At 60.6% G+C, this 21414-nt stretch carries 20 protein-coding genes; 13 read left to right on the top strand and 7 right to left on the bottom strand.

What is annotated here, in order from left to right; translation table 11 throughout:
• Positions 1-26 precede the first annotated feature (26 nt).
• A complete protein-coding gene (locus J2X15_RS02575) occupies positions 27-1211 on the top strand; it encodes an MFS transporter (RefSeq protein ID WP_310339198.1) in 1185 nt (394 codons plus the stop codon).
• Positions 1208-1942 (top strand): heparan-alpha-glucosaminide N-acetyltransferase, encoded by a 735-nt coding sequence (locus J2X15_RS02570; protein ID WP_310339196.1) that lies wholly within the window; start codon positions 1208-1210, stop codon positions 1940-1942. Before J2X15_RS02575 ends, J2X15_RS02570 begins: the two co-directional genes overlap by 4 nt.
• On the opposite strand, the gene J2X15_RS02565 is transcribed toward J2X15_RS02570, so the two are convergent.
• The 6 genes from J2X15_RS02565 to J2X15_RS02540 form a co-directional block, all read right to left on the bottom strand.
• Complete coding sequence (locus J2X15_RS02565) at positions 1939-2700, bottom strand: FliA/WhiG family RNA polymerase sigma factor (RefSeq protein WP_310339193.1); 762 nt, start codon at positions 2698-2700, stop codon at positions 1939-1941. The genes J2X15_RS02570 and J2X15_RS02565 overlap by 4 nt on opposite strands.
• Positions 2701-2782: 82 nt before the next feature.
• A complete protein-coding gene (locus J2X15_RS02560) occupies positions 2783-3565 on the bottom strand; it encodes a peptidylprolyl isomerase (RefSeq protein ID WP_310339191.1) in 783 nt (260 codons plus the stop codon).
• Positions 3566-3590: 25 nt separating this feature from the next.
• Positions 3591-3893, bottom strand: a complete 303-nt coding sequence (locus tag J2X15_RS02555; protein ID WP_310339190.1) for a BolA family protein — start codon at positions 3891-3893, stop codon at positions 3591-3593.
• Entirely contained in the window at positions 3890-4471 is a 582-nt protein-coding gene (locus tag J2X15_RS02550) for a septation protein A (RefSeq protein WP_310339188.1), read from the bottom strand. The genes J2X15_RS02555 and J2X15_RS02550 overlap by 4 nt, the downstream gene beginning before the upstream one ends.
• Positions 4468-4875 carry a peptide-methionine (R)-S-oxide reductase MsrB gene (gene msrB / locus J2X15_RS02545; RefSeq protein WP_310339186.1) on the bottom strand — a complete coding sequence of 136 codons (408 nt, stop codon included), beginning with the start codon at positions 4873-4875 and terminating at the stop codon, positions 4468-4470. The genes J2X15_RS02550 and msrB overlap by 4 nt, the downstream gene beginning before the upstream one ends.
• A gap of 35 nt (positions 4876-4910) precedes the next feature.
• Positions 4911-6395 (bottom strand): protein adenylyltransferase SelO, encoded by a 1485-nt coding sequence (locus J2X15_RS02540; protein ID WP_310339183.1) that lies wholly within the window; start codon positions 6393-6395, stop codon positions 4911-4913.
• A 130-nt stretch (positions 6396-6525) separates the two neighbouring features.
• Between J2X15_RS02540 and J2X15_RS02535 the strand changes: the two genes are divergently transcribed.
• The 8 genes from J2X15_RS02535 to J2X15_RS02500 all read left to right on the top strand — a co-directional run bounded on the left by J2X15_RS02535 (position 6526) and on the right by J2X15_RS02500 (position 16756).
• Positions 6526-8154: a 3-(methylthio)propionyl-CoA ligase gene (locus tag J2X15_RS02535; protein WP_310339181.1), complete on the top strand. Its 1629-nt coding sequence runs from the start codon at positions 6526-6528 to the stop codon at positions 8152-8154.
• 107 nt (positions 8155-8261) lie between these two features.
• Positions 8262-9494 (top strand): branched-chain amino acid ABC transporter substrate-binding protein, encoded by a 1233-nt coding sequence (locus J2X15_RS02530; RefSeq protein ID WP_310339180.1) that lies wholly within the window; start codon positions 8262-8264, stop codon positions 9492-9494.
• A gap of 2 nt (positions 9495-9496) precedes the next feature.
• On the top strand, positions 9497-10531 hold the full coding sequence (locus J2X15_RS02525; RefSeq protein WP_310339179.1) for a branched-chain amino acid ABC transporter permease: 1035 nt from the start codon (positions 9497-9499) through the stop codon (positions 10529-10531).
• A gap of 7 nt (positions 10532-10538) precedes the next feature.
• Positions 10539-11837: a branched-chain amino acid ABC transporter permease gene (locus tag J2X15_RS02520; RefSeq protein ID WP_310339176.1), complete on the top strand. Its 1299-nt coding sequence runs from the start codon at positions 10539-10541 to the stop codon at positions 11835-11837.
• Positions 11834-12622, top strand: coding sequence for an ABC transporter ATP-binding protein (locus tag J2X15_RS02515; RefSeq protein WP_310339175.1), 789 nt, complete (start codon positions 11834-11836; stop codon positions 12620-12622). Before J2X15_RS02520 ends, J2X15_RS02515 begins: the two co-directional genes overlap by 4 nt.
• A 1-nt stretch (position 12623) precedes the next feature.
• On the top strand, positions 12624-13319 hold the full coding sequence (locus J2X15_RS02510; protein ID WP_310339172.1) for an ABC transporter ATP-binding protein: 696 nt from the start codon (positions 12624-12626) through the stop codon (positions 13317-13319).
• A gap of 127 nt (positions 13320-13446) precedes the next feature.
• Positions 13447-15546 (top strand): 3-hydroxyacyl-CoA dehydrogenase NAD-binding domain-containing protein, encoded by a 2100-nt coding sequence (locus J2X15_RS02505; RefSeq protein WP_310339170.1) that lies wholly within the window; start codon positions 13447-13449, stop codon positions 15544-15546.
• 34 nt (positions 15547-15580) lie between these two features.
• On the top strand, positions 15581-16756 hold the full coding sequence (locus tag J2X15_RS02500) for an acetyl-CoA C-acyltransferase (protein WP_310339169.1): 1176 nt from the start codon (positions 15581-15583) through the stop codon (positions 16754-16756).
• A 73-nt stretch (positions 16757-16829) separates the two neighbouring features.
• Here the strand turns inward: J2X15_RS02500 and J2X15_RS02495 are convergent, their stop codons facing one another.
• Positions 16830-18221 (bottom strand): AlbA family DNA-binding domain-containing protein, encoded by a 1392-nt coding sequence (locus J2X15_RS02495; RefSeq protein ID WP_310339166.1) that lies wholly within the window; start codon positions 18219-18221, stop codon positions 16830-16832.
• 235 nt (positions 18222-18456) lie between these two features.
• On the opposite strand from J2X15_RS02495, the gene J2X15_RS02490 reads away from it, so the two are divergent.
• The 3 genes from J2X15_RS02490 to J2X15_RS02480 all read left to right on the top strand — a co-directional run bounded on the left by J2X15_RS02490 (position 18457) and on the right by J2X15_RS02480 (position 21412).
• On the top strand, positions 18457-20304 hold the full coding sequence (locus J2X15_RS02490; RefSeq protein WP_310339165.1) for an acyl-CoA dehydrogenase: 1848 nt from the start codon (positions 18457-18459) through the stop codon (positions 20302-20304).
• Positions 20304-20531, top strand: coding sequence for a hypothetical protein (locus J2X15_RS02485; protein WP_310339162.1), 228 nt, complete (start codon positions 20304-20306; stop codon positions 20529-20531). Before J2X15_RS02490 ends, J2X15_RS02485 begins: the two co-directional genes overlap by 1 nt.
• A gap of 89 nt (positions 20532-20620) precedes the next feature.
• The gene (locus J2X15_RS02480) at positions 20621-21412 is read left to right on the top strand and encodes an SDR family oxidoreductase (protein WP_310339161.1); all 792 of its coding nucleotides are present in this window, start codon (positions 20621-20623) and stop codon (positions 21410-21412) included.
• Positions 21413-21414 lie beyond the last annotated feature (2 nt).

Genomic DNA, 21414 nt, shown 5'->3' with positions numbered 1-21414 from the left:
CCAGCCTGTACACTGCGGCGCTTCCCATGTCCAAAGCACTCCCCACCCATTGGCCCAGCGTGATCACACTGTGGCTGTGCGGCATCGTTGCCGCCATGCAGTTTTCCAAGGTCTCGCTAGCCTTCATGGCCCTGCAGAGCCACTACGCGGTGTCGGCCGCCAGCATGGGCTGGATTTTGTCGACCGTGGGCGTGGTGGGGTTGTTGTGCGGCGTGACCATGGGCTTGTTTGCGCCCTCCATCGGCTACCGACGCCTGCTGCTGACAGGCCTGGGTCTGGGCACCGTGCTCGCCCTGGTGCAGTCGTTTCTCCTGCCGTTCCCGCTGTTCTGGGCTACGCGCGCCTTCGAGGGCGCCTCGCACTTGGCGGTAGTGGTGGCGGCTCCCACGCTGATGGCTGCCAGTGCCGGGCCCGACCACCGCTCGGTAGCCATGGGCTTGTGGAGCACTTTTGTGGGTGCCGCCTTCGCCATCTCGGCGGCCGTATTGCCGCTGGTGCTGGCGCAGCTGGGCCTCAGCGCCGTGTTCTATTTGCACGCCACGGTACTGGCGCTGGCCTGGGTGGCAGTGTGGGTGCTGGTGCCAGTGGACGCCGTACCCATGGGGACCCACCCGCGCCCGGCCGTGGCCGCATTGCTGGCACAGCATGTGGCTATCTATACCCACTGGACCACGGCGCTGCCGGGCCTGTGCTTTCTTTGCTACACCTTCATGGCCGTAGCCTTGTTGACTTTTGTACCCACGCTGACCGGCACTGACCGCCTGTGGATGGCGGCGGTGCTGCCAATTATGAGTGTGGCGGGCACCTTTTGCGCGGGCTGGTTGGCGCAGTACTGGATGTCGCCGCTGGTGTTGGTGCGCACGGCCTTCATGGCGGTAGCCGCCGTGGCGCTGGCTGCAGGCGTTAGTCTGTTGGCTGGCTGGTGGCTGCCACCCGTGGCGCTGCTGCTGATGTTCAGCGCTGGGGTGGCGGGCGGTAGTGCGTTTGCGCTGATTCCTTACCTGAATGACCAGAGCGCCCTGCAGGCCCGTGCCAATGGCGCCGTGGCACAACTGGGCAACCTGGGCTCCACATTGGGACCACCCACATTTGCTTTGGCTGTGTCCATCTGGGGTGGCCCGGGTCTGGCCTGTGTGGCCGTGCTGTGCGCCTGCGTGGGGACCGGCCTGGCCCTGTGGGGCAAGCGCCACCATGCGCGTCTGCAGCCATGAACGCGCAACGCCTGGACAACCTGGATGTGCTGCGGGGCTTGGCCCTGCTGTGGATGACGGCGTTCCATTTCTGTTTTGACCTGAACCAGGCGGGCTACCTCCACCAGAACTTTTACAGCGATCCGTTGTGGACCTGGCAGCGCACCTGCATCCTGAGCCTGTTCCTGCTATGCGCAGGAGCGGGCCAGGCCTTGTCTTTGCACCAGGGCCAGAGCTGGGCACGGTTCGGGCGGCGCTGGCTACAAATTGCGCTATGCGCGCTGCTGGTCACGGCCGGCTCGGCATTGATGTTTCCCAAGAGTTTTATTTACTTTGGTGTCTTGCACGGCATGGCGGTGATGCTGGTCATCGTGCGCCTCACCGCGTCGTGGGGGCGCTGGCTGTGGCCACTGGGCGCCGTCGCCATTGCCATTGCTATGCAATCGATAGCTGCTCGCGCAATAGATACGGGGGCAATGGGCACTTTTTTCAATGAAAAGTGGTTGAACTGGTTGGGCCTGGTGAGCGTAAAACCCATCACCGAAGACTATGTGCCCCTCATTCCCTGGCTGGGTGTGATGTGGTGGGGCATGGCTGGGATGCAGTGGTGGCTGCGCAGTACCCCGGCCAAGCGCGCCAACTGCCGTTGGTTGCACCCCCTGGCGCCTGTCGGCGTGTTGGGCCGCTGGAGCCTGAGCTACTACATGCTGCACCAACCGGTGCTGCTGGCGGGGTTGTGGGTGGTGGCCTAGCGCTGCGCGCGGCGCGGCTGCAGCAGCTGCTGGGCTTGTTCGGCGTCCAGCAGCTGAGCACGCAGGCCGGCGATGGCGCTGGCGTGGAGCTGGGAAACGCGGGCTTCGCTCAGCCCCATATGGGTGCCGATTTCACGCATTTTGTGCTCGTCCACGTAGTACAGGTTCAATAGCTCCTGCGCTTGGGTGCTGAGCGTGAGCAGGCCACGGGCCAGGGCCTTGCGGAAGGCGGCACGCTCCAACAGCGCCAGTGGGTCGGTGTCGTTGCCCGCGCATTGCTCCAGGTAGCTGTGCAGGTCGGCATTGGCATCCAGATCATCCAATGACACCAGGTGGTAACCATGTGCCTGCTGCAGCAGGCGACGGTAGTCTTCCAGCGACATCTGCATGGCCTCGGCCACTTCGCGTTCCACCGGGGTGCGGCCTAGTTGGTGGCCTAGCTGCTGGATGGTGGCCTCCACCTGGCGCATGGCACGGCGCATCTGGCGCGTTGCCGGGTCCAGGGCGCGCAGGCCGTCCAACATGGCGCCGCGCGCGCGTTGGGCCAGGTAGTGTTCGAATTCCGCCCCCGAGGTCTCCCGGGTGGTGCGGATGATGGCGTCGATCAGGCCCAAAATTCCGTCTTGCACCAGGTCATCGGTCAGCACATGGGAGGGCAGGCCATGCGCCATGGTGCGGGCAATTTTGCCCACCAAAGGCACGTGCTGCTGCACCAAGCGCTGTTGGGCGGGGTGGCTGATGTCGTGCTTGGTGGTCATGGGCCATAGCCTAAAACAAAAAAACGCGGCCAAAGCCGCGTTTTATCGTGAGAAATCCCACTTATTCAAGCTAAAGTTTTGCTTACTCCACTTTGGCCTTGGCGCGCAGGTCTTCCTGGAACTTACCCATTTTTTGCTGGGTCAGTTGCTGGGCGATCTGGGGCTTCACGTCGTCAAACTTGGGCAACTGGGCGTCGCGCACGTCGTCCAGACGGATGATGTGGTAGCCAAACTGGGTCTTCACCGGGGTCTCGGTGGTCTTGCCCTTGGCCAAGCCTGTCAGCGCTTCAGAGAACTCTTTCACGTAGTTGCTGGCGCTGGCCCAATCCAGGTCACCGCCGTTGGCACCGGAGCCTGGGTCCTTGGATTGCTTCTTGGCGATGTCTTCAAACTTGGCGCCTTTTTTCAGCGACGCGATGATGGCCTTGGCCTGGTCTTCCTTTTCCACCAGGATGTGGCGGGCACGGTATTCCTTGCCAGCATTGGCAGCGGCAAACTTGTCGTACTCGGCCTTGATCTCTTCGTCGGTCACCGGGTTCTTCTTCTGGAAGTCGGTGAACAGCTCGCGGATCAGGATGGACTGGCGAGTCAGCTCCAGTTGGTTCTTGTAGTCGTCGGTAGTGTCCAGACCGCGGGCCTGGGCTTCTTGCACGAAGATTTCGCGGGCAATGATTTCTTCCTTCAACTGGCCCTGCATTTCAGGGGTCACAGGGCGGCCGGAGCGCTTTACCTGCTCAGCCAGTGCATCCACACGCGACTTGGGAACGGCCTTGCCGTTCACGATGGCAATGTTCTGGGCCATGGCGGCCGATGCCGCGGCCAGCAGGGTGGCTGCGGCCAAGGCGCTCAAAATCTGCTTCTTCATACCGGTTCCTTCAGGGATACTTTTATCAAGTGGGGGTGTTGCCAGAGGGCGAGTCTTCGGCCTCAATGGCCAGGGCATGCAGGCCCTGATCAATGAAATCTTGCAGCGCATCATACACAAGGCGATGCCGTGCAACGCGAGTCTTACCTGTAAACAATTGTGAAGCAATGCGCACCCGAAAATGGGTGCCCACGCCCGTGTCATTGGCGCCCACATGGCCCGCATGTTGGTAGCTTTCGTCTATCACTTCCAAGCGGGTCGGGGCCAGGCGCTCGCGCAGGCGCAGCGTCAGGTTGTCGGCGGTGGGGTCCAGGGTCGCAGCGCTCATGGCGACGGGCTGTCCTCGGAGGGCTCGTCGTTCTTCAGGTGCGGCGCGATGTACAGGCCCTGGCCAATCAGAAAGACCAGCGGGAACACATAGCCCCAGAGTTTGAAGTTGGCCCAGGCGTCTTCGCTGTAATACATGGCCACATAGCCATTGCTGATGGCCATGAAGGCGGTGTAGAACACCCAGGCCACGTTCAGCTTGTGCCACACCGAATCCGGCAATTCCAATTGGCTGCCCAGCATGGACTTGAGGAAGTTGTTCTTCATGCCCCAGATGGCCACCGCCAGCGCAATGGCCATGCCCGCATACAGCACGGTGGGCTTCCACATGATGAAGCGCTTGTCGTGCAGGGCCAGCGTAATGCCGCCAAACACCAGGATCATGCCCAGCGTGATTTTCTGCAAGGCGGTGAGTTTGCGGTCTATCCAATAAATGATGGCCATCTGCACCACCGTGGCAGCCATGAGCACCGGCGTGGCGAAGTAAATGGCCTCGTCCTTGCCCACGCCAAACCAGGCGTGCAGCTTGTACGCCGCAAAAAACAGAAGAATGGGAATGAAGTCGAGAAGGGTTTTCATGCAGGCGTGAAGTGTAGCGAGGCCGAGTTCATGCAATAGCGCAGGCCGGTGTCCGTGGGGCCGTCATCAAACACATGGCCCAGGTGCGCGCCGCACCGGCTGCAGACGGTTTCCACCCGCTTCATCCCGTGGCTGGTGTCTGTGATTTCGGTGATGGCGCCGGGCACGGCCAGCGAGAAGCTGGGCCAGCCGCAGTGGGCGTCGAATTTGGTGTTCGCATCGAACAGCTTGTTGCCGCAGCAGATGCAGTGGTAGCTGCCGTCGGCCCACTGGCGCTCGTACTTGCCGCTGAACGGGCGCTCGGTGGCGGCATGGCGTGTGACCTGAAAGGCCACGGGCTCGGCGCCTTTCTCGGCCAGCAGGGCCTTCCATTCGTCGTCGGTCTTGGTTACGGGATAGGTCATGGGGTGTCCTTCAAAAGAGTGAATAGGGCAGGGGGCTAGGAGCTGCAACTGATGGCGATGCTGCCCGCCCAATCCGGCGGGAAGTCGGCCCAGGCCGCGTGCTCCTCGTGTTCGTCGAACGGGCGCTCCAAAACTTTCAGTAAATCGGCCACCACAGTGAAATCTTTGCGCTTGGCGGCTTGGATGGCTTCTTCGCCCAAATGGTTCCGCAGCACGTACCTGGGGTTGGTCTTGAGCATCAAATCGGCCGCTAGCCCCCGTGGAATATGCGCAAGCAGCTCTGAATACGATAGCAACCAAGCATCGAATCCGACTCGGTCCAGGAACAAGTCACGCACCGAGGCATCGTCTGCGCGTTGTTCGCGCGCCCAATGGCTCAGGCGGCGCCAGAAGATGGTGAAGTCCACTTTGTCGGCCGCCAGCAGCTTCAGGATGTCTTCAATCAGCGGGCGGTGCGCTTCCTGCAGCTCGGCAAAGCCCAGCTTGGCCGCCATGCGCTGGGCAAACGCCAGCGGGTAAATGGCCTTGAAGGTCTCCAGGGCGGCGATGGCTTGCTCTTGCTCCGCAATCAGCGGCATCAGCGCCTGGCCCAAGCAAAACAGGTTCCAGTAGGCCACGTTAGGCTGTTTGTAAAAGGCGTAACGGCCTTGGTGGTCCGAGTGGTTGCAGATGTGGCCGGGGTCATAGGCGTCCATGAACTGGAAGGGGCCGTAGTCGATGGTCAGCCCCAGGATGCTCATGTTGTCAGTGTTCATCACCCCGTGGCAAAAGCCCACGGCCTGCCACTGCGCCACCATCTGCGCGGTGCGCTCGGTCACCGCAGCGAGCAGCGATACGTAAGGGTTGCCGCCCCAGCGGGTATCGTCACGGCAGGCCGGGTAGTGGGTGTCGATCACAAAGTCGGCCAACCGCTTGAGCTGGTCGTGGTGCCCATGGTGGCAAAAATGCTCGAAGTGGCCAAAGCGGATAAAGCTGGGGGCCAGGCGTGTCACCACCGCCGCAGTTTCAATTTCCTCACGCCGCACCGGTGCGTCCGATCCCGTGACGCAGAGTGCGCGCGAGGTCGGGATGCCCAGGCCATGCATCGCCTCGCTGCCCAAAAACTCGCGGATGCTGCTGCGCAAGACCGCGCGGCCATCGCCCATGCGGGAGAACGGGGTCAACCCCGCGCCCTTGAGCTGCACTTCCCAGCCCGGTGTTTCGCCCAGCAGAATCGCGCGGCCGTCGCCCAACTGACCGGCCCACTGGCCAAACTGATGGCCGCTGTAGACACTGGCCAGCGACAGACCGCCGGCGAACGAGCGGTTGCCGGTGAACGCTTGCAGAGCATCGTCGGACTGCAGCCACTGTGGGTCCAGGCCCCAAGCCTGCGCAGCGCTGGTGCTGTGGCCTACCCAATAGGGTGCGGGCAAAGGGGTTGGAGAGAGTTGGGCGTAAAAATCATCGCCTAGCGTGGCAAAGCGATTGACCCAGGACAAACCCACATCCAGCGGATCGTCCAGATGTGACGAAATAGACATGTCTGAATTGTCCCGCATATGACTAATGCAGGCCTTCTCCAGGGGCTTGGTGGGATTACGATGCGGCGACGCATGCGCGACACCCGTTTTGGTGCGCAGCGATCATTCGAATAATTCCAGAGGTGACCCCATGTTAGGTTTGATGCAAAGCCAGCAACTGCTGATTTCTACCCTGATTGATTTTGCGGAGCGCCACCATGGCGAGGGCGAAGTGGTATCGCGGCGCGTGGAGGGGGACATCCACCGCACCACCTACAAAGAAGTGGCGGTACGCGCCCGCAAAGTGGCCCATGCACTGGACCAGCTGAACCTGGCCTTCAGTGACCGCGTGGCCACGCTGGCCTGGAACGGTTACCGCCATCTGGAGCTGTACTTCGGCGTAAGTGGCTCGGGCCGCGTGCTGCACACGCTGAACCCGCGTCTGCACCCCGACCAGATCGTCTGGATTGCCAACCACGCCGAAGACCAGGTGCTGTGTTTTGACACGACCTTCCTGCCCATCGTCAAGGCCGTGCACAGCCGCTGCACCACCATCAAACATTTCATCGCACTGTGCGATGCCGACAAGCTGCCCGCCGACACTGGCATCCCTGGTCTGCAAAGCTACGAAGCCTGGATGGGCAGCCAACCCGAGCAATACCCCTGGCCCGAGTTTGACGAGAACTCCGCATCCAGCATGTGCTACACCAGTGGCACCACGGGCAACCCCAAAGCCGCGCTGTACAGCCACCGCTCCACCATCCTGCATGCCTATGCTGTGGCCATGCCCGATGTGATGTGCGTAAGCGCGCGTGACGCCATCCTGCCCGTGGTCCCCATGTTCCACGTCAACGCCTGGGGCCTGCCTTACACGGCCGCCATGACGGGCGCCAAGCTGGTGTTTCCCGGGCCGGCCATGGATGGCAAATCCATCTTTGAGTTGATTGAGAGTGAGAAGGTGAGCTTTGCCGCTGGTGTGCCCACGGTGTGGCAGATGATGCTGGCCCATATCCAGTCCAATGACCTGAAGTTCTCCACGCTCAAGCGCACCATCATTGGCGGCTCGGCCTGCCCACCGGCCATGATCACGGCATTCAACGATGTGTATGGCGTGGAAGTGCTGCACGCCTGGGGCATGACCGAGATATCGCCGTTGGGTACCGTCTGCACGCTCAAGAACCAACATCTCACACTCGACCCCGCCGGGAAGATGAAGATTCGCCTCAAGCAGGGGCGTGGCATTTTCGGTGTGGACATGAAGATTGTGGACGAGGAGGGCAAGGAATTGCCCTGGGACGGCAAGGCCTATGGCGACTTGCTGGTGAAGGGGCCCTGGGTCATCCAGGAGTATTTCAAGGGGGAGGGCGGATCGCCGCTGGTGGATGGCTGGTTCCCCACGGGTGATGTGGCCACCATCAACCCCGAAGGCTACATGCAGATCACTGACCGCAGCAAGGACGTCATCAAGTCCGGTGGCGAGTGGATCAGCTCCATCGATATCGAGAACATTGCGATGGCCCACCCCGCAGTCGCCATGGCCGCGTGCATCGGCATGAAGCATCCCAAGTGGGACGAGCGCCCCATCATCGTTGTGGTGAAGAAGGCCGGTGCTGAAGTCACGCGCGATGAATTGCTGGCCTTCTACGACGGCAAAACAGCCAAGTGGCAAGTGCCCGATGACGTGGTATTTGTGGACGCGATCCCTCTCGGTGGTACGGGCAAGATGCAGAAGACCAAACTGCGCGAAATACTCAAGGACTACCGCCTGCCAACGCTCTAAAAAAGTGCGTGCAGTCGCATGGGTGATAGCTGTTGGTGGAAACCCTTGCGCTGCACCGCACGAATAAATGTACGCTGCGACGGCTTGAGTTTTACAGGAGACAAGCCATGACAACCCTAATCAAATTCGCCGCTGCAGCCGCCTTGGTAGTCTGCGCGCACAGTGCAATGGCCCAAAAGGGAGAGACCGTCAAAATTGCCTGGATCGACCCCCTGTCCGGCCTCATGGCGCCTGTGGGGACCAACCAGCTCAAGAGCTTCCAGTTCTTCGCGGAGAAGTTCAGCCAGTCCAACCCGGCGGGTGTGAAGTTTGAGGTCGTCGGTATCGACAACAAACTCAGCCCCACCGAGAGCCTCAACGCGCTCAAGTCCGCACTGGACCAGGGCGTGCGCTATATCACCCAAGGCAACGGCTCTGCTGTGGCTGGCGCGCTGATTGACGCGGTGGCCAAGCACAACGAACGCAACCCCGGCAAAGAGGTGATGTTCCTGAACCACTCCGCCGTGGACCCCGACTTCACCAATAGCAAGTGCAACTACTGGCACTTCCGCTTTGATGCAGACACTTCCATGAAGATGGAAGCCATGACTACCTTCATGGCCGACAAGAAGGACATTCAGAAGGTCTACCTGCTGAACCAGAACTACTCGCACGGCCAGCAAGTGTCGCGCTTTGCCAAGGAAATCCTGGCCCGCAAGCGCCCTGACATCCAGATCGTTGGTGATGACCTGCACCCCTTGGCGCAGGTGCGCGACTTCTCGCCCTATATCGCCAAGATCAAGGCGTCCGGCGCCGACACCGTGATCACCGGCAACTGGGGGTCTGACCTCTCGCTGCTGGTCAAGGCCGCGAATGAAGGCGGCTACACCGGCAACTTCTACACCTACTACACCGGGGTCAGCGGCACGCCTACCGCACTCGGCACCAACTCGGCTGGCCGTGTCTACCAGATCGCCTACGCCCACTACAACATGGGTGGCTCCATGGAAAAGTGGATGGGCGAGTTCAAGACCAAGTTCAATGACGACTTCTACACCGGCTCGGTGATCCACATCTACACCGCGCTGGGTGAAGCCATGGCCAAGGCCAAGTCCACCGACCCTGTGAAGGTGGCGGCGGCGCTGGAAGGCATGAAGTTCAAGAGCTACAACGGCGACGTGGAAATGCGCAAGACCGACCACCAGCTGCAGCAGCCCCTGTACATGACCGTGTGGCAAAAAGCGGATAAAAAGTACCCCTACAGCCCCGAGAACACCGGCATGACACTGGCACCCGTCAAGACCTTTGAGTCCTATGTGTCCAGCACCCCCACCAGCTGCCAGATGAAACGCCCTGGCTAAGGATGGAGTTTTTCATCATTTCCATGCTGAACGGGCTGAGCTACGGGCTCTTGCTGTTCATGCTCAGCGCCGGTCTGACGCTGATTCTCAGCATGATGGGCGTGCTCAATTTCGCCCATGCCAGCTTTTACATGGTGGGCGCCTACCTGGGCTACACCGTGTCGGGCTGGGTCGGCTTCTGGCCTGCGTTGGTGGTGGCTCCGCTGCTGGTGGGTGCCATGGGTGCGGTGTTTGAGCGCACAGCCCTGCGCAAGGTGCACAAGTTTGGCCATGTGCCCGAGCTGCTGATCACCTTTGGCCTGTCGTATATTTTTCTGGAACTGGTGCAGCTCATCTGGGGCCGCACGGCGCTGGAGTTCAAGCCACCGGCGTCCCTGCAGGGTCCGGCATTCACGCTGGTGAACCACGCGGTCAATGGCTTGAAGCTGGTGTGGGGCGCGGCGCCCGCGGACATGTGCGTGGCTGCCGATGCGGCGATCCGCGTGGTGTGCTCGCCATTCCCCATGACGCGTGGCTTCATGATGGTGATTGCCCTGTGCATGCTGTTGGCGCTGTGGCTGCTGCTCACCCGCACCCGCATCGGCCTGGTTATCCAGGCCGCGCTGACCCACCCCGAAATGACCGAAGCACTGGGCCACAACGTGCCACGCGTCTTCATGCTGGTGTTCGGCGTGGGCACCGGCCTCGCGGGTTTGGCCGGTGTCATTGGCGGTAGCACCTTCGTGACCGAACCTGCCATGGCCTCCACCGTGGGGTCGGTGATCTTTGTGGTGGTGGTGGTCGGCGGCATGGGCTCGCTCTCCGGGGCATTTCTGGCGTCGGTGCTCATCGGCGTGATCCAGACCTTTGCCGTCGCGTTTGACTATTCCATGCTCGACGTGCTGTCCCGCCTGGGCATCCAGGTCACGGATGCGCTGCGCAACAACTCGGCGGCCAAGCTCACCATTGCCCAAGTGGCGCCCATCTTGCCTTACCTGTTTCTGGTACTGATTTTGATTTTTAGGCCCAAGGGTTTGCTTGGCACCCGGGAAGGCTGATCCACCTATGCAAGCACCTACGCGCTATTACGCTTTCAAACCCCTGAACGTGGGCCGGATCCTGGTCTGGGGCCTGTTTGCCCTGCTGTTGCTGGTGTCGCCCCGCGTGTTCACCAGCGGGCTGTCCATCACCATGTTGTCGCAAATGGGCATTGCCATCATTGCCTGCCTGTCCTACAACATGCTGCTGGGGCAGGGCGGCATGCTGAGCTTTGGCCATGCCGTCTACACCGGCCTGGGCTCCTACATGGCCATCCATGCGCTCAATGCCGCTGGCGGCGGCACCTGGCCCATCCCGGTCAGTCTGATTCCGCTGGTGGGGGGCGTGGCTGGCCTGGGCTTTGCAGCGCTGCTGGGCTATGTGACCACCCGCAAGTCCGGCACCACCTTCGCCATGATCACGCTGGGCATGGCTGAGCTGGTGTTCGCCATGTCGCTGATGTTCTCCGAGTTCTTTGGCGGCGAAGCCGGTGTGTCGGCCAACCGCGTGGTGGGCCAGCCTTTCTTCGGCATTACCTTCGCGCCTGCGGTACAGGTGTACTACCTGATTGCGGCCTACACCTTTGTGGCTGTGGCCGCCATGTTCGCCTTCACCGGTACACCGTTGGGCCGCATGCTCAACGCCGTGCGTGACAACCCCGAGCGCGTGGAGTTCATTGGCTACAACCCGCAGCGGGTGCGCTACATGGCCTTCATCATTGCCGGTTTCTTTGCCGGTATCTCCGGCGGACTGGCGGCGCTGAATTTTGAGATTGTCACGGCCGAGGTCGTGGGCGCAGGGCGTTCCGGTGCCTACCTGCTGTTTACCTTTCTGGGCGGGGCCACTTTCTTCTTCGGCCCCATCCTCGGTGCCGTACTCATGGTGCTGGCCTTCGTGCTGCTCAGCGAGTTCACCAAGGCCTGGTTGCTGTACTTGGGCCTGATCTTCCTGTTCATGGTGATGTACGCCCCCGGCGGCATAGCCAGCCTGATCATGATGAACCTGCGGGTGGCCAAGTTCGGCAAACTGGGGCGGCTGTGGGTCAGCTACATGGGCCTCGGGGGCACGGCGCTGGTGGCCCTGGCGGGTGCCGGTGCCATGGTCGAGATGGTCTACCACCAGCAGCTCAACGCGGCCCTGGGGCCGGAGCTGCACTTCCTGGGCGCCACGCTCAACGCCACCAGCCGCAATAGCTGGTTTGGCTCCTTCCTGGTGCTGGCCACCGGCGTCGCCTTGTTTGAGCTGGTGCGCCGCCAGTTCAGCCGTGACTGGAGCGAGATCCAGGAAGAAATTGAAAAAGAAACCCAGCGGAAGGACGCTCTGTGAGCGCAACACCCCGTCCGGCTCTGGCGCTGGAGCTGCGCGACCTGCGCAAGAGCTTTGGCAAATCTGAAATCATCCGCGGTGTCAACCTGGCGGTGCAAGCTGGCGAGCGCGTGGCCATCATCGGCCCCAATGGTGCTGGCAAGTCCACGTTGTTCAACCTGATCAGCGGGCGCTTTGAGCCCAGCGGCGGCGATGTGCTGCTGCATGGCCAGCGCATCAACGGCAAAAAACCGTTCGAGATCAACCGCCTGGGCCTGTCGCGCAGCTTCCAGATCACCAACATCTTCCCCAAGCTCAGCGTGTTTGAAAACCTGCGGTGTGGCGTGCTTTGGAGCCTGGGCTACAAGTACACCTTTCTGAAGTTTCTGGTGGACCTGGACGACGCCAACGAACGTGCCGAAGAGCTCATGGAGATGATCAAGCTCGACAAAAAGCGTGACGTGCTGGCCATGAACCTAACCTATGCCGAGCAGCGCGCGCTGGAGATCGGCGTGACCATCGGCGGCGGTGCCAATGTGATCTTGCTGGACGAGCCCACCGCGGGCATGAGCAAAAGCGAAACCGGCCGCTTTGTGGGCCTGATCAAAAAGGTCACCGAGGGCAAGACCCTGTTGACCGTGGAGCATGACATGGGTGTGGTGTTTGGCTTGGCCGACAAGATTGCAGTAGTGGTGTACGGTGAGGTAATTGCCTTTGACACGCCCGATGCCGTGCGGGGCAATGCCCGGGTGCAAGAGGCCTATCTGGGCTCTTCGGTGGCCGACGCGCAGGCGGGGGGACACTGACATGCTCCAGATCTCCAATCTGCATGCCTACTACGGCAAAAGCCATGTGCTGCATGGCGTGGACATGACGGTCAACGCCGGCGAAATTGTCGCGCTGCTGGGCCGCAACGGCTCCGGGCGCTCTACCACGGCCAAAGCCATCATGGGCCTGGTGGACTGCCAGGGCTCGGTGCTCTGGAAGGGCAAGGAATCGCTGGGCCGCAAGGCCTACGAGATTGCCCACCTGGGCATTGGCTATGTGCCTGAAAACCGCGACATCTTTCCCAAGCTCACCGTGTACCAAAACCTGCTGCTGGGCCAAAAGAGTGGCAAAAAGAAGGTCCGGTGGTCGTTTGATGACATGTACACCATGTTTCCGCGCCTCAAAGAGCGCGAGCACACCGAGGCCGGCGTACTCTCCGGCGGCGAGCAACAAATGCTGACCCTGTGCCGCACCCTGATGGGCGACCCGGACCTCATCATCATTGACGAACCCACCGAGGGCCTGGCGCCCAAAATCGTGGAGCTGGTGGCCCAGTACCTCAAAACCCTGCGGGAACGCGGTGTGTCGGTGCTGCTGATCGAGCAAAAGCTCACCATCGCCATGGCTATTTCTGACCGTTGCCTCGTCATGGGCCACGGGAGCATCGTGTTTGAGGGCACCCCGCAGGCCCTGCGTGAAGACAACCACACCCGCAAGGAGTGGCTGGAGGTCTGACCTTCTGGCCCTCCGTTTGTCCCACCTGTGACAAAGCCGGTTGGCAACCGGCTTAAACCTTCTACAATCGCAAAAAAGAACGATCGTTCTATTTTCCCTGGCTCCACCTTTTTCAAGGAATGAAAGCATGACCGCCCAGTACCAAGTCCATGGCGATATCGCCGTCATCACGCTGAACAATCCCCCCGTCAACGGGCTGGGCCTGTCCACCCGCCAGGGCATTGCCGACGGCATGGCCCAGGCCAATGCCGATGCGGCGGTCAAGGCCATCGTGATCACCGGCGCTGGCAAAGCGTTCTCGGGCGGCGCCGACATCAACGAATTTGGCAAGCCCACGGCCCTGCAAGAGCCCAACCTGATCAGCGTGATCAGCGTTTTGGAAAACTCCACCAAGCCCGTAGTGGCTGCCATGCACACCGTGGCCATGGGCGGCGGTCTGGAATTGGCTATGGGTTGCCACTACCGCATCGCAGCACCTGGCACCAGTATCGCCCTGCCTGAAGTCAAGCTGGGCCTGCTGCCTGGCGCAGGCGGCACACAGCGCTTGCCCCGCTTGCTGGGTGTAGAGGCTGCACTGAACATCATCGTCAGCGGCGAGCCCATCAAGGCCGAAATGCTGGCCATGCTGCCCGGCCAAAAACTGTTCGACAAGATGGCCACCTCCCCCGAGAGCCTGGCCGAAGAAGCCTTGGCCTACGCCCGCTCGGTGGCCGATGTGCGTCCACTGCCGCTGGTGCGCGACCTGAAGTGCAAGCACCCCCAGGGCGACGCCTACTTCCAGTTTGCCCGCAACATGGTCAAGGGCATGTCCAAAAACTTCCCCGCGCCTGCCAAGTGTGTGGACGCAGTCGAAGCCGCCACCAAGAAGAAGTTTGACGAAGGTATGGCGGTCGAACGCGAGATCTTCATCAACCTGATGTGGACGGCTGAAAGCAAATCCCTGCGCCACCTGTTCCTAGCCGAGCGTGCAGCATCAAAAATCCCTGACGTCCCCGCAGACACTGCGCAACGCGCTATCAACTCCATAGCAGTGATCGGTGCCGGCACTATGGGTGGCGGCATTGCCATGAACTTCCTGAATGCCGGCATCCCCGTCAAGATGCTGGAAATGAAGCAGGAAGCGCTGGACCGTGGCATTGCCACCATCCGCAAAAACTACGAAGCCCAAGTGGCCAAGAAGAAGCTCAAGCAAGACAAGTACGAGCAGCGCATGAGTCTGCTGACCACCACGCTGAGCTACGACGATTTGGGCACGGCCGAGCTCGTGATCGAGGCCGTGTTCGAAGAAATCGGCGTCAAAGAAGCCGTATTCAAGGAACTGGACCGCGTGATGAAGCCCGGTGCCATCCTGGCGTCCAACACCTCTACGCTGGACGTGGACAAGATCGCATCCTTCACCAAGCGCCCCGAAGACGTGGTGGGTCTGCACTTCTTCAGTCCCGCCAACGTGATGAAGCTGCTGGAAGTGGTGCGTGGCAAAGAGACTGCCAAAGACGTGATGGCCACCGTGATGACGGTCGCCAAGAAGATCAAGAAGACGGCTGTGGTGTCCGGCGTGTGCGACGGCTTTATCGGCAACCGCATGATCGAACAGTATGGCCGCCAAGGTGGCTTCCTGCTGGACGAAGGCTGCACCCCCGCGCAAGTGGACAAGGCCATGGAGAAATTCGGCATGGCCATGGGCCCGTTCCGCATGGGCGATCTGGCTGGCAACGACATTGGCTGGGCCATCCGCAAGCGCCGTTACTCGGAAAAGCCTGATATGAAGTACAGCAAGACCGCTGACCTGCTGTGCGAAAAAGGCCGCTTTGGCCAGAAGGTGGGCAAGGGCTGGTACGACTATGTCGAAGGCAAGCGCGATGCCATCCCGAATGCCGAAGTGGTGACCATGATTGAAGAGCACCGCAAGGCGCTGGGCATCACACCACGCAAGATTTCGGACGAAGAAATCGTGCAACGCCTGGTGTTCAGCCTGGTGAACGAAGCCGCCCACATTCTGGAAGAAGGCATTGCCAACAAGGCCAGCGATATCGACATCGTCTATATCTTCGGCTACGGCTTCCCCGCACACCGCGGCGGCCCGATGAACTACGCCGACCAAGTGGGCCTGTTCAACGTGGTGCAAGCCATGAATCGCTTTGCCCTGAACCCGCTGGACGACGCCAACTTCTGGAAGCCCGCACCGCTGCTGGCCAAGCTGGCCGCTGAAGGCAAATCGTTCAACTGAGCCGTTTAGCTCGCCACGAATAAGGAACATCACCATGACATCCGCAGTAATCGTTTCCACCGCACGCACCCCTCTGGCCAAGAGCTGGAAGGGCTCCTTCAACATGACCCACGGCGCCACCCTGGGCGGCCACGCCGTGGAGCACGCGATTTCCCGCGCAGGCATCGAAGCCGGTGAGGTGGACGACGTGATCATGGGCTGCGCCACACCCGAAGGCGCCACCGGCGCCAACATCGCCCGCCAGGCCGCTCTACGCGCCGGCTGCCCCGTCACCGTGTCGGGCATGACCATCAACCGTTTTTGCTCGTCAGGCCTGCAAACCATTGCCACCGCGGCGCAACGCATCATCGCCAACGAAGGCGACATCTATGTGGCCGGTGGGGTGGAAGCCATTTCTTGCGTGCAGCAAGAGATGAACACCCACATGATGGCCGACCCCTGGCTGGTGAAGAACAAGCCAGAGATCTACTGGAACATGCTGCAAACCGCAGAGAACGTGGCCAAGCGCTACAACATCAGCCGCGAGGCCATGGACGAATACGGCGCAGCTAGCCAGCAGCGTGCCAGCGCAGCGCTGGAAGCCGGCCTGTTCAAGGCCGAGATCGCCCCCATCACCGTCACCATGGGTGTGGCCGACAAGGTCATGGGCCTGATGACCAAACAAGTCACCGTCAGCGATGACGAAGGCATTCGCGCCGGCACCACCTACGACGGCATCAAGGGTCTGCGCTCTGCTGTCCCCGGCGGCTTGGTCACTGCCGGCAACGCCAGCCAGTTCTCCGACGGCGGCGGTGCCGTGGTCGTGATGCATGAAAAGATTGCCGAGCAAAAGGGTCTGAAACCTCTGGGCCGTTTCCTGGGCTTTGCAGTGGCCGGTTGCGAGCCAGACGAAATGGGCATTGGCCCCGTGTTCGCCATACCCAAAGTGCTGAAGCGCCTGGGCCTGAAGGTCAGCGACATTGACCTGTGGGAACTGAACGAAGCCTTTGCCGTGCAGGTGATCTACTGCCGCGACAAGCTGGGCATACCTGCCGACAAACTGAACGTGAACGGCGGCGCCATCGCCGTGGGCCACCCTTACGGTGTGTCCGGCCAACGCCTGACCGGCCACGCCCTCATCGAAGGCAAACGCCGTGGCGCTAAGCGCGTTTGCGTGACCATGTGCATTGGCGGCGGTATGGGGGCTGCTGGGGTGTTTGAGGTGCTGTAAGGCGACTGAGACTTCAAACTCTTCCAAGCAAAAAAGCCACCCGAGGGTGGCTTTTTTTCATGCGGCAATCAATCTAGCGCTTTTCTCTCAAATTGCGAAGACGCTGTGCTTCCAAGCCTCTGCGCCCAGCATTCCATAAAGCATCGTGATAGGGCATTCCCTTTTCGTCGTCGGGAAGCCACATTGGCAGACCGTACGCGCGAGCTAACGCTCCGAACATTGCCGCGCCCTCAATTAGATTTCGCGTCGCACGCTCCTGAATGTCCGGTCTACGAGTAATTTGAATATAGCTATCTGGGCTAAGGCCATGAGGAACTGACGAAGTTTTGTCTAGACACATTGATAGCCCATTTATTTCCAAGCGATCAAGCACTTGGGGAGCGTCAATGTATGGAATTGTTCTCCATGAATTCAGCAGTTTTACTTTAAAAAAATAATTTTCATTCCATCTCGCAAGGTTGCAAAGGCGTTCCTGAGTCTCAGCAACGCCAATGAGTACGTTCAGTACGTAGTTCAGATCAACAACACGTGGAGATGACGCCCCATGTTTGCGCAGAAGATTCGTAAACTGTTCAACGTGTTTATAGCCGTCCAACTCGATAGAGAGGTGCTCAACATCATCTACGTCATAAAGCGGTAAAGGAATCAAGACATCACTGATTAAGCTATGTCGTAAACGCCAAGTAAGAGTCAAGTTGTGCGGATTATTTCCAGCAAGTTGTCGTCCAATATAGCCATTTGAGTATGTGTAAACACTGTCAAAGTGAATAGTTGCTGACCCAAGATTTCCACCCAAGGCTTCACGTATCTCATTCTCTTCCGCGTCTATCCAAATGTCTCTCTGTGCCCATGGGTCTGCAATCAGCATCAACCGAATGTACGGAAGCTCACTTTCGCGCTTGGAGAATTCCGGGTCCATTTCGTACCAATCTTTGTGACGACGCTTCATCTCGTCGCCTCTCCGCCACAATTGGTCAAGTATGAATCGGTCATTTTCTGCTTTGGGCTCTGAAGCATCTGAGACCCGCCGATAGATACTCCCGCTCTTATGCACATGTGGCGCCAAAGTACTTTGAGGTGTCCATACACAGATCACCACGCGGTCCGCAGCCAATCCAAGCTCTTGGTTAGGGCCATAAATGATTTTTGTGTCGAAGTGCGGCGTTGGATTCAAATGATCGACAGCAGCTTTGCGAATCTTCTGCAGGGTTGCATCTGCTTCGTCTTGAGCGATACCGGGGAAAGATCCTGCTACTGGGATCTCCTTTGACACCTCATCAACTCCGATGAATAGCCAACCTCCATAGGTGTTGGCGAAAGCAGATATCGACTTGGCTATCGCACTTGCGTTGGGCGTCTCTCTTTTGTACTCAATGTACCAACCCTCAGCTGTTTGTTTCAGTGCCGGAAGATCGGCAGCTGCGAGATCGCGCAATGGAATTGAAAAAGGTGAATATTGCTGCATGTCTGTTTGCACCAAAAGGCGCCATCCTCCTATTGAGGTCAATGTAACCACATAAACCACTGTTTCAATCCATTTGCACAACCGGAAGCAAGCAGCTTTGCCGCTTACCATTAATCTGTACAACAAACCAATCTGAGCATAGCAACGTGGCTGATTGGGTCAGTCCAATTGCGTCACCGTCACCAAGCGGACACCCACCGCTAGCCGGCCCCCAGCATTGCAGGAAAATGCGCCCATGACCCTACGCACCACCCTCGACTTCCTGCTCAACGACTGGCTCGACACCACGGCGCTCACCGGGCGGGAACGGTTCAGTGACCACAACCGCGAGACCTTTGACGCGGTGCTGGACACCTGTGAGCGCATAGCGCGGGAAAAGTACGCGCCGTTCAACCGCCTGGCCGATGTGGAAGAACCGCGCACGGTGACCGAGCCCGACGGTAGCCTGCGGGTGGTGTTGCCGCAGGCCACGCACGATGCGCAAAAGGCCTATGCCGAATCCGGCATGCTCTCGGCCGCGCAAGACTACGAGATGGGCGGCATGCAGCTGCCGTACAGCGTGGAGGCTGCGGCCAACGCATTCTTTGCCTGCGCATCCGTCAGTATTGGCACCGGCATGCTGACCACGGGCAATGCCAACCTGCTGATGACGCATGGCACGGCGCTGCAAAAAGAGGTGTTTGCCAAAAACGAGTTTTCCGGCCGCTGGTCGGGCACCATGTGCCTGAGTGAGCCGCAAGCGGGCTCCAGCCTGTCGGACGTAGCCACGCGCGCCGTGCCCGATGGTGCAGACTTTGCCAACGACCAGCTGGGCCCGCGCTACCGGCTCAAGGGCAACAAGATGTGGATCTCTTCGGGCGAGCACGAGATCAACGAGAACATCATCCACCTGGTGCTGGCCAAGATTCCCGATGCGGATGGCAAGCTGGTGCCCGGCACGCGTGGCATTTCACTGTTCATCGTGCCCAAGAAAATGGTGAACACGCAGGGCGAGCTGACCGGCGTGCGCAACGACGTGGCGCTGGCGGGCCTGAACCACAAGCTGGGCTGGCGCGGCACCACTAACACGCTGTTGAACTTTGGCGAAGGCAAGTTCCCCGTGGATGGCCAAGCCGGTGCCGTGGGCTACCTGGTGGGCCAACCCGGCAAGGGCCTGGCCTGCATGTTCCACATGATGAACGAGGCGCGTATTGGCGTGGGCATTGCGGCCACCATGCTGGGCATGGCCGGCTACTACGCAGCGCTGGACTATGCCAAGAACCGTCCGCAGGGCCGCCCCATCACCGGCGCCGGCAAGGACGCCGCTGCACCGCAAACACGCATCATTGAACACGCCGATGTGAAACGCATGCTGCTGGCGCAAAAGTCGTACTGCGAGGGCGCGCTGGCGCTGGAGCTGTACTGCGCGCGCCTGGTGGACGAGTACCACACCGCCGGCGGTGCGGAGGCCGAAGAGGCGCGCCTGTTGCTGGAAGTGCTGACGCCCATTGCCAAGAGCTGGCCCAGCGAGTGGTGCCTGGAGGCCAACAGCCTGGCCATCCAGGTGCATGGCGGCTATGGCTACACACGCGATTTCCCCGTGGAGCAGTACTGGCGCGACAACCGCCTGAACATGATCCACGAGGGCACCCACGGCATCCAGGGCATGGACCTGCTGGGCCGCAAGGTGCTGATGGAGGAGGGCAGGGGCCTAACGCTGCTGAGCCACCGCGTGATGGCCACGGTGCACCGCTGCAGCGGCATTCCCGCACTCGCGGCACACGCCAAGGCGCTGGGCAAAGCGCTGCAGGATGTGGGCACGGCCACGCAGCAGGCCTGGTCCACCGGCGTGCCGGCCGAGGCGCTGGCCAACGCAGTGCCGTATCTGCAGGCCTTTGGCCACACGGTGCTGGCCTGGATCTGGCTGGATGTGGCCGCCTGCGCGCTGGACAACGACCCGAAACAGGAGCAACTGGCGACCCAGGGCCATGTGGGTGCGGCGCAATTCTTCTTCCATTACGAGCTACCAAAAATCGGCGCCTGGCTGGGTGTGGTGCAATCGCGGGATCTGACCTGTGCGTCATTTCCCGAAGGAGCATTCTGATGGCGTTTTTCAAAGAGACCAAGGCCACGAGCAACGCACGGCTGCAGCGCATCGAGCGCATGGTCTGGGTGTTGATCTACGGCGGCCTGCTGGCCATCGTGCTGGGCGTGTTCATCGACCAGCAGGGGGCACAGGATGCCAGCCTGTTCTACCAGTTGGGCGGCCTGGCCGTGGTCGGCGGCGTGGTGCTCATCTACGTGCGCTCGCGGCTGCACGAAAAAGACTAGGGCCCGCGCATATCACGCAGGGGACACGGCGGTGGACGCTGCAAACCGACAATCGTTTTTTCTCCCACCATTCGCAAGAGGCAGACCGCATGACACGCACCGTCCAAAAACTTTTTGACCTGACCGGCAAGACCGCCCTGATCACCGGCGGCTCGCGCGGCCTGGGCCTGCAGATGGCCCACGCCCTGGGCGAAGCCGGTGCCAAGATCATGCTGAGCTCACGCAAGGCGGCCGACCTGGAAGAGGCCACTGCCGAACTGCAGGCCGCGGGCATCGACGCCCGCTGGATCGCGGCCGATTGCGCCAAGGAAAGCGAAATTCACCGTCTGGCCGACGAAACCCTGCAGCGCATGGGCGATGTGGACATTCTGATCAACAATGCTGGCGCCTCCTGGGGCGCACCCGCCGAAGACCACCCCGTAGAAGCCTGGGACAAGGTGATGAACCTGAACGTGCGCGGCTATTTTTTGCTGAGCCAGATCATTGCCAAGAAAAGCATGATCCCGCGCAAGAGCGGCCGCATCATCAACATCGCCTCCATCGCCGGCCTGGGTGGCAACCCCACGGCCATGAAGACGATCGCCTACAACACGTCCAAGGGCGCGGTCATCAACTTCACGCGCGCGCTGGCGGCAGAGTGGGGCGCCTATGGCATCAACGTGAACGCCATTTGCCCCGGGTTCTTCAAGACCAAGATGGCTGCGGTGCTGATTGAAACCCTGGGCGAAGACAAGATGGCCGCCCACGCACCGCTCAAGCGCATTGGCGATGACGAAGACCTGAAGGGCCTGGCCTTGCTGTACGCATCGGACGCAGGCAAGCACATCACCGGCCAGTGGCTGGCAGTAGATGGCGGCGTCTCCGTAGTCACCGGCGGTTGACC

The sequence above is a fragment of the Rhodoferax saidenbachensis genome (assembly GCF_031457975.1).
In the GTDB taxonomy this organism is placed as follows: domain Bacteria; phylum Pseudomonadota; class Gammaproteobacteria; order Burkholderiales; family Burkholderiaceae_C; genus Allorhodoferax; species Allorhodoferax saidenbachensis_A.
The sequence above is the reverse complement of the archived record's forward strand: the minus strand, read 5'-3'. Positions and strand labels throughout refer to the sequence as shown.

Excerpts from the sequence above, each read along its gene's own strand:
- J2X15_RS02575 (WP_310339198.1), top strand. The coding sequence starts at position 27 with ATGTCCAAAGCACTCCCCACCCATTGGCCCAGCGTGATCACACTGTGG.
- J2X15_RS02570 (WP_310339196.1), top strand. The coding sequence starts at position 1,208 with ATGAACGCGCAACGCCTGGACAACCTGGATGTGCTGCGGGGCTTGGCC.
- J2X15_RS02565 (WP_310339193.1), bottom strand. The coding sequence starts at position 2,700 with ATGACCACCAAGCACGACATCAGCCACCCCGCCCAACAGCGCTTGGTG.
- J2X15_RS02560 (WP_310339191.1), bottom strand. The coding sequence starts at position 3,565 with ATGAAGAAGCAGATTTTGAGCGCCTTGGCCGCAGCCACCCTGCTGGCC.
- J2X15_RS02555 (WP_310339190.1), bottom strand. The coding sequence starts at position 3,893 with ATGAGCGCTGCGACCCTGGACCCCACCGCCGACAACCTGACGCTGCGC.
- J2X15_RS02550 (WP_310339188.1), bottom strand. The coding sequence starts at position 4,471 with ATGAAAACCCTTCTCGACTTCATTCCCATTCTTCTGTTTTTTGCGGCG.
- msrB (WP_310339186.1), bottom strand. The coding sequence starts at position 4,875 with ATGACCTATCCCGTAACCAAGACCGACGACGAATGGAAGGCCCTGCTG.
- J2X15_RS02540 (WP_310339183.1), bottom strand. The coding sequence starts at position 6,395 with ATGTCTATTTCGTCACATCTGGACGATCCGCTGGATGTGGGTTTGTCC.
- J2X15_RS02535 (WP_310339181.1), top strand. The coding sequence starts at position 6,526 with ATGTTAGGTTTGATGCAAAGCCAGCAACTGCTGATTTCTACCCTGATT.
- J2X15_RS02530 (WP_310339180.1), top strand. The coding sequence starts at position 8,262 with ATGACAACCCTAATCAAATTCGCCGCTGCAGCCGCCTTGGTAGTCTGC.
- J2X15_RS02525 (WP_310339179.1), top strand. The coding sequence starts at position 9,497 with ATGGAGTTTTTCATCATTTCCATGCTGAACGGGCTGAGCTACGGGCTC.
- J2X15_RS02520 (WP_310339176.1), top strand. The coding sequence starts at position 10,539 with ATGCAAGCACCTACGCGCTATTACGCTTTCAAACCCCTGAACGTGGGC.
- J2X15_RS02510 (WP_310339172.1), top strand. The coding sequence starts at position 12,624 with ATGCTCCAGATCTCCAATCTGCATGCCTACTACGGCAAAAGCCATGTG.
- J2X15_RS02505 (WP_310339170.1), top strand. The coding sequence starts at position 13,447 with ATGACCGCCCAGTACCAAGTCCATGGCGATATCGCCGTCATCACGCTG.
- J2X15_RS02500 (WP_310339169.1), top strand. The coding sequence starts at position 15,581 with ATGACATCCGCAGTAATCGTTTCCACCGCACGCACCCCTCTGGCCAAG.
- J2X15_RS02495 (WP_310339166.1), bottom strand. The coding sequence starts at position 18,221 with ATGCAGCAATATTCACCTTTTTCAATTCCATTGCGCGATCTCGCAGCT.
- J2X15_RS02490 (WP_310339165.1), top strand. The coding sequence starts at position 18,457 with ATGACCCTACGCACCACCCTCGACTTCCTGCTCAACGACTGGCTCGAC.
- J2X15_RS02485 (WP_310339162.1), top strand. The coding sequence starts at position 20,304 with ATGGCGTTTTTCAAAGAGACCAAGGCCACGAGCAACGCACGGCTGCAG.
- J2X15_RS02480 (WP_310339161.1), top strand. The coding sequence starts at position 20,621 with ATGACACGCACCGTCCAAAAACTTTTTGACCTGACCGGCAAGACCGCC.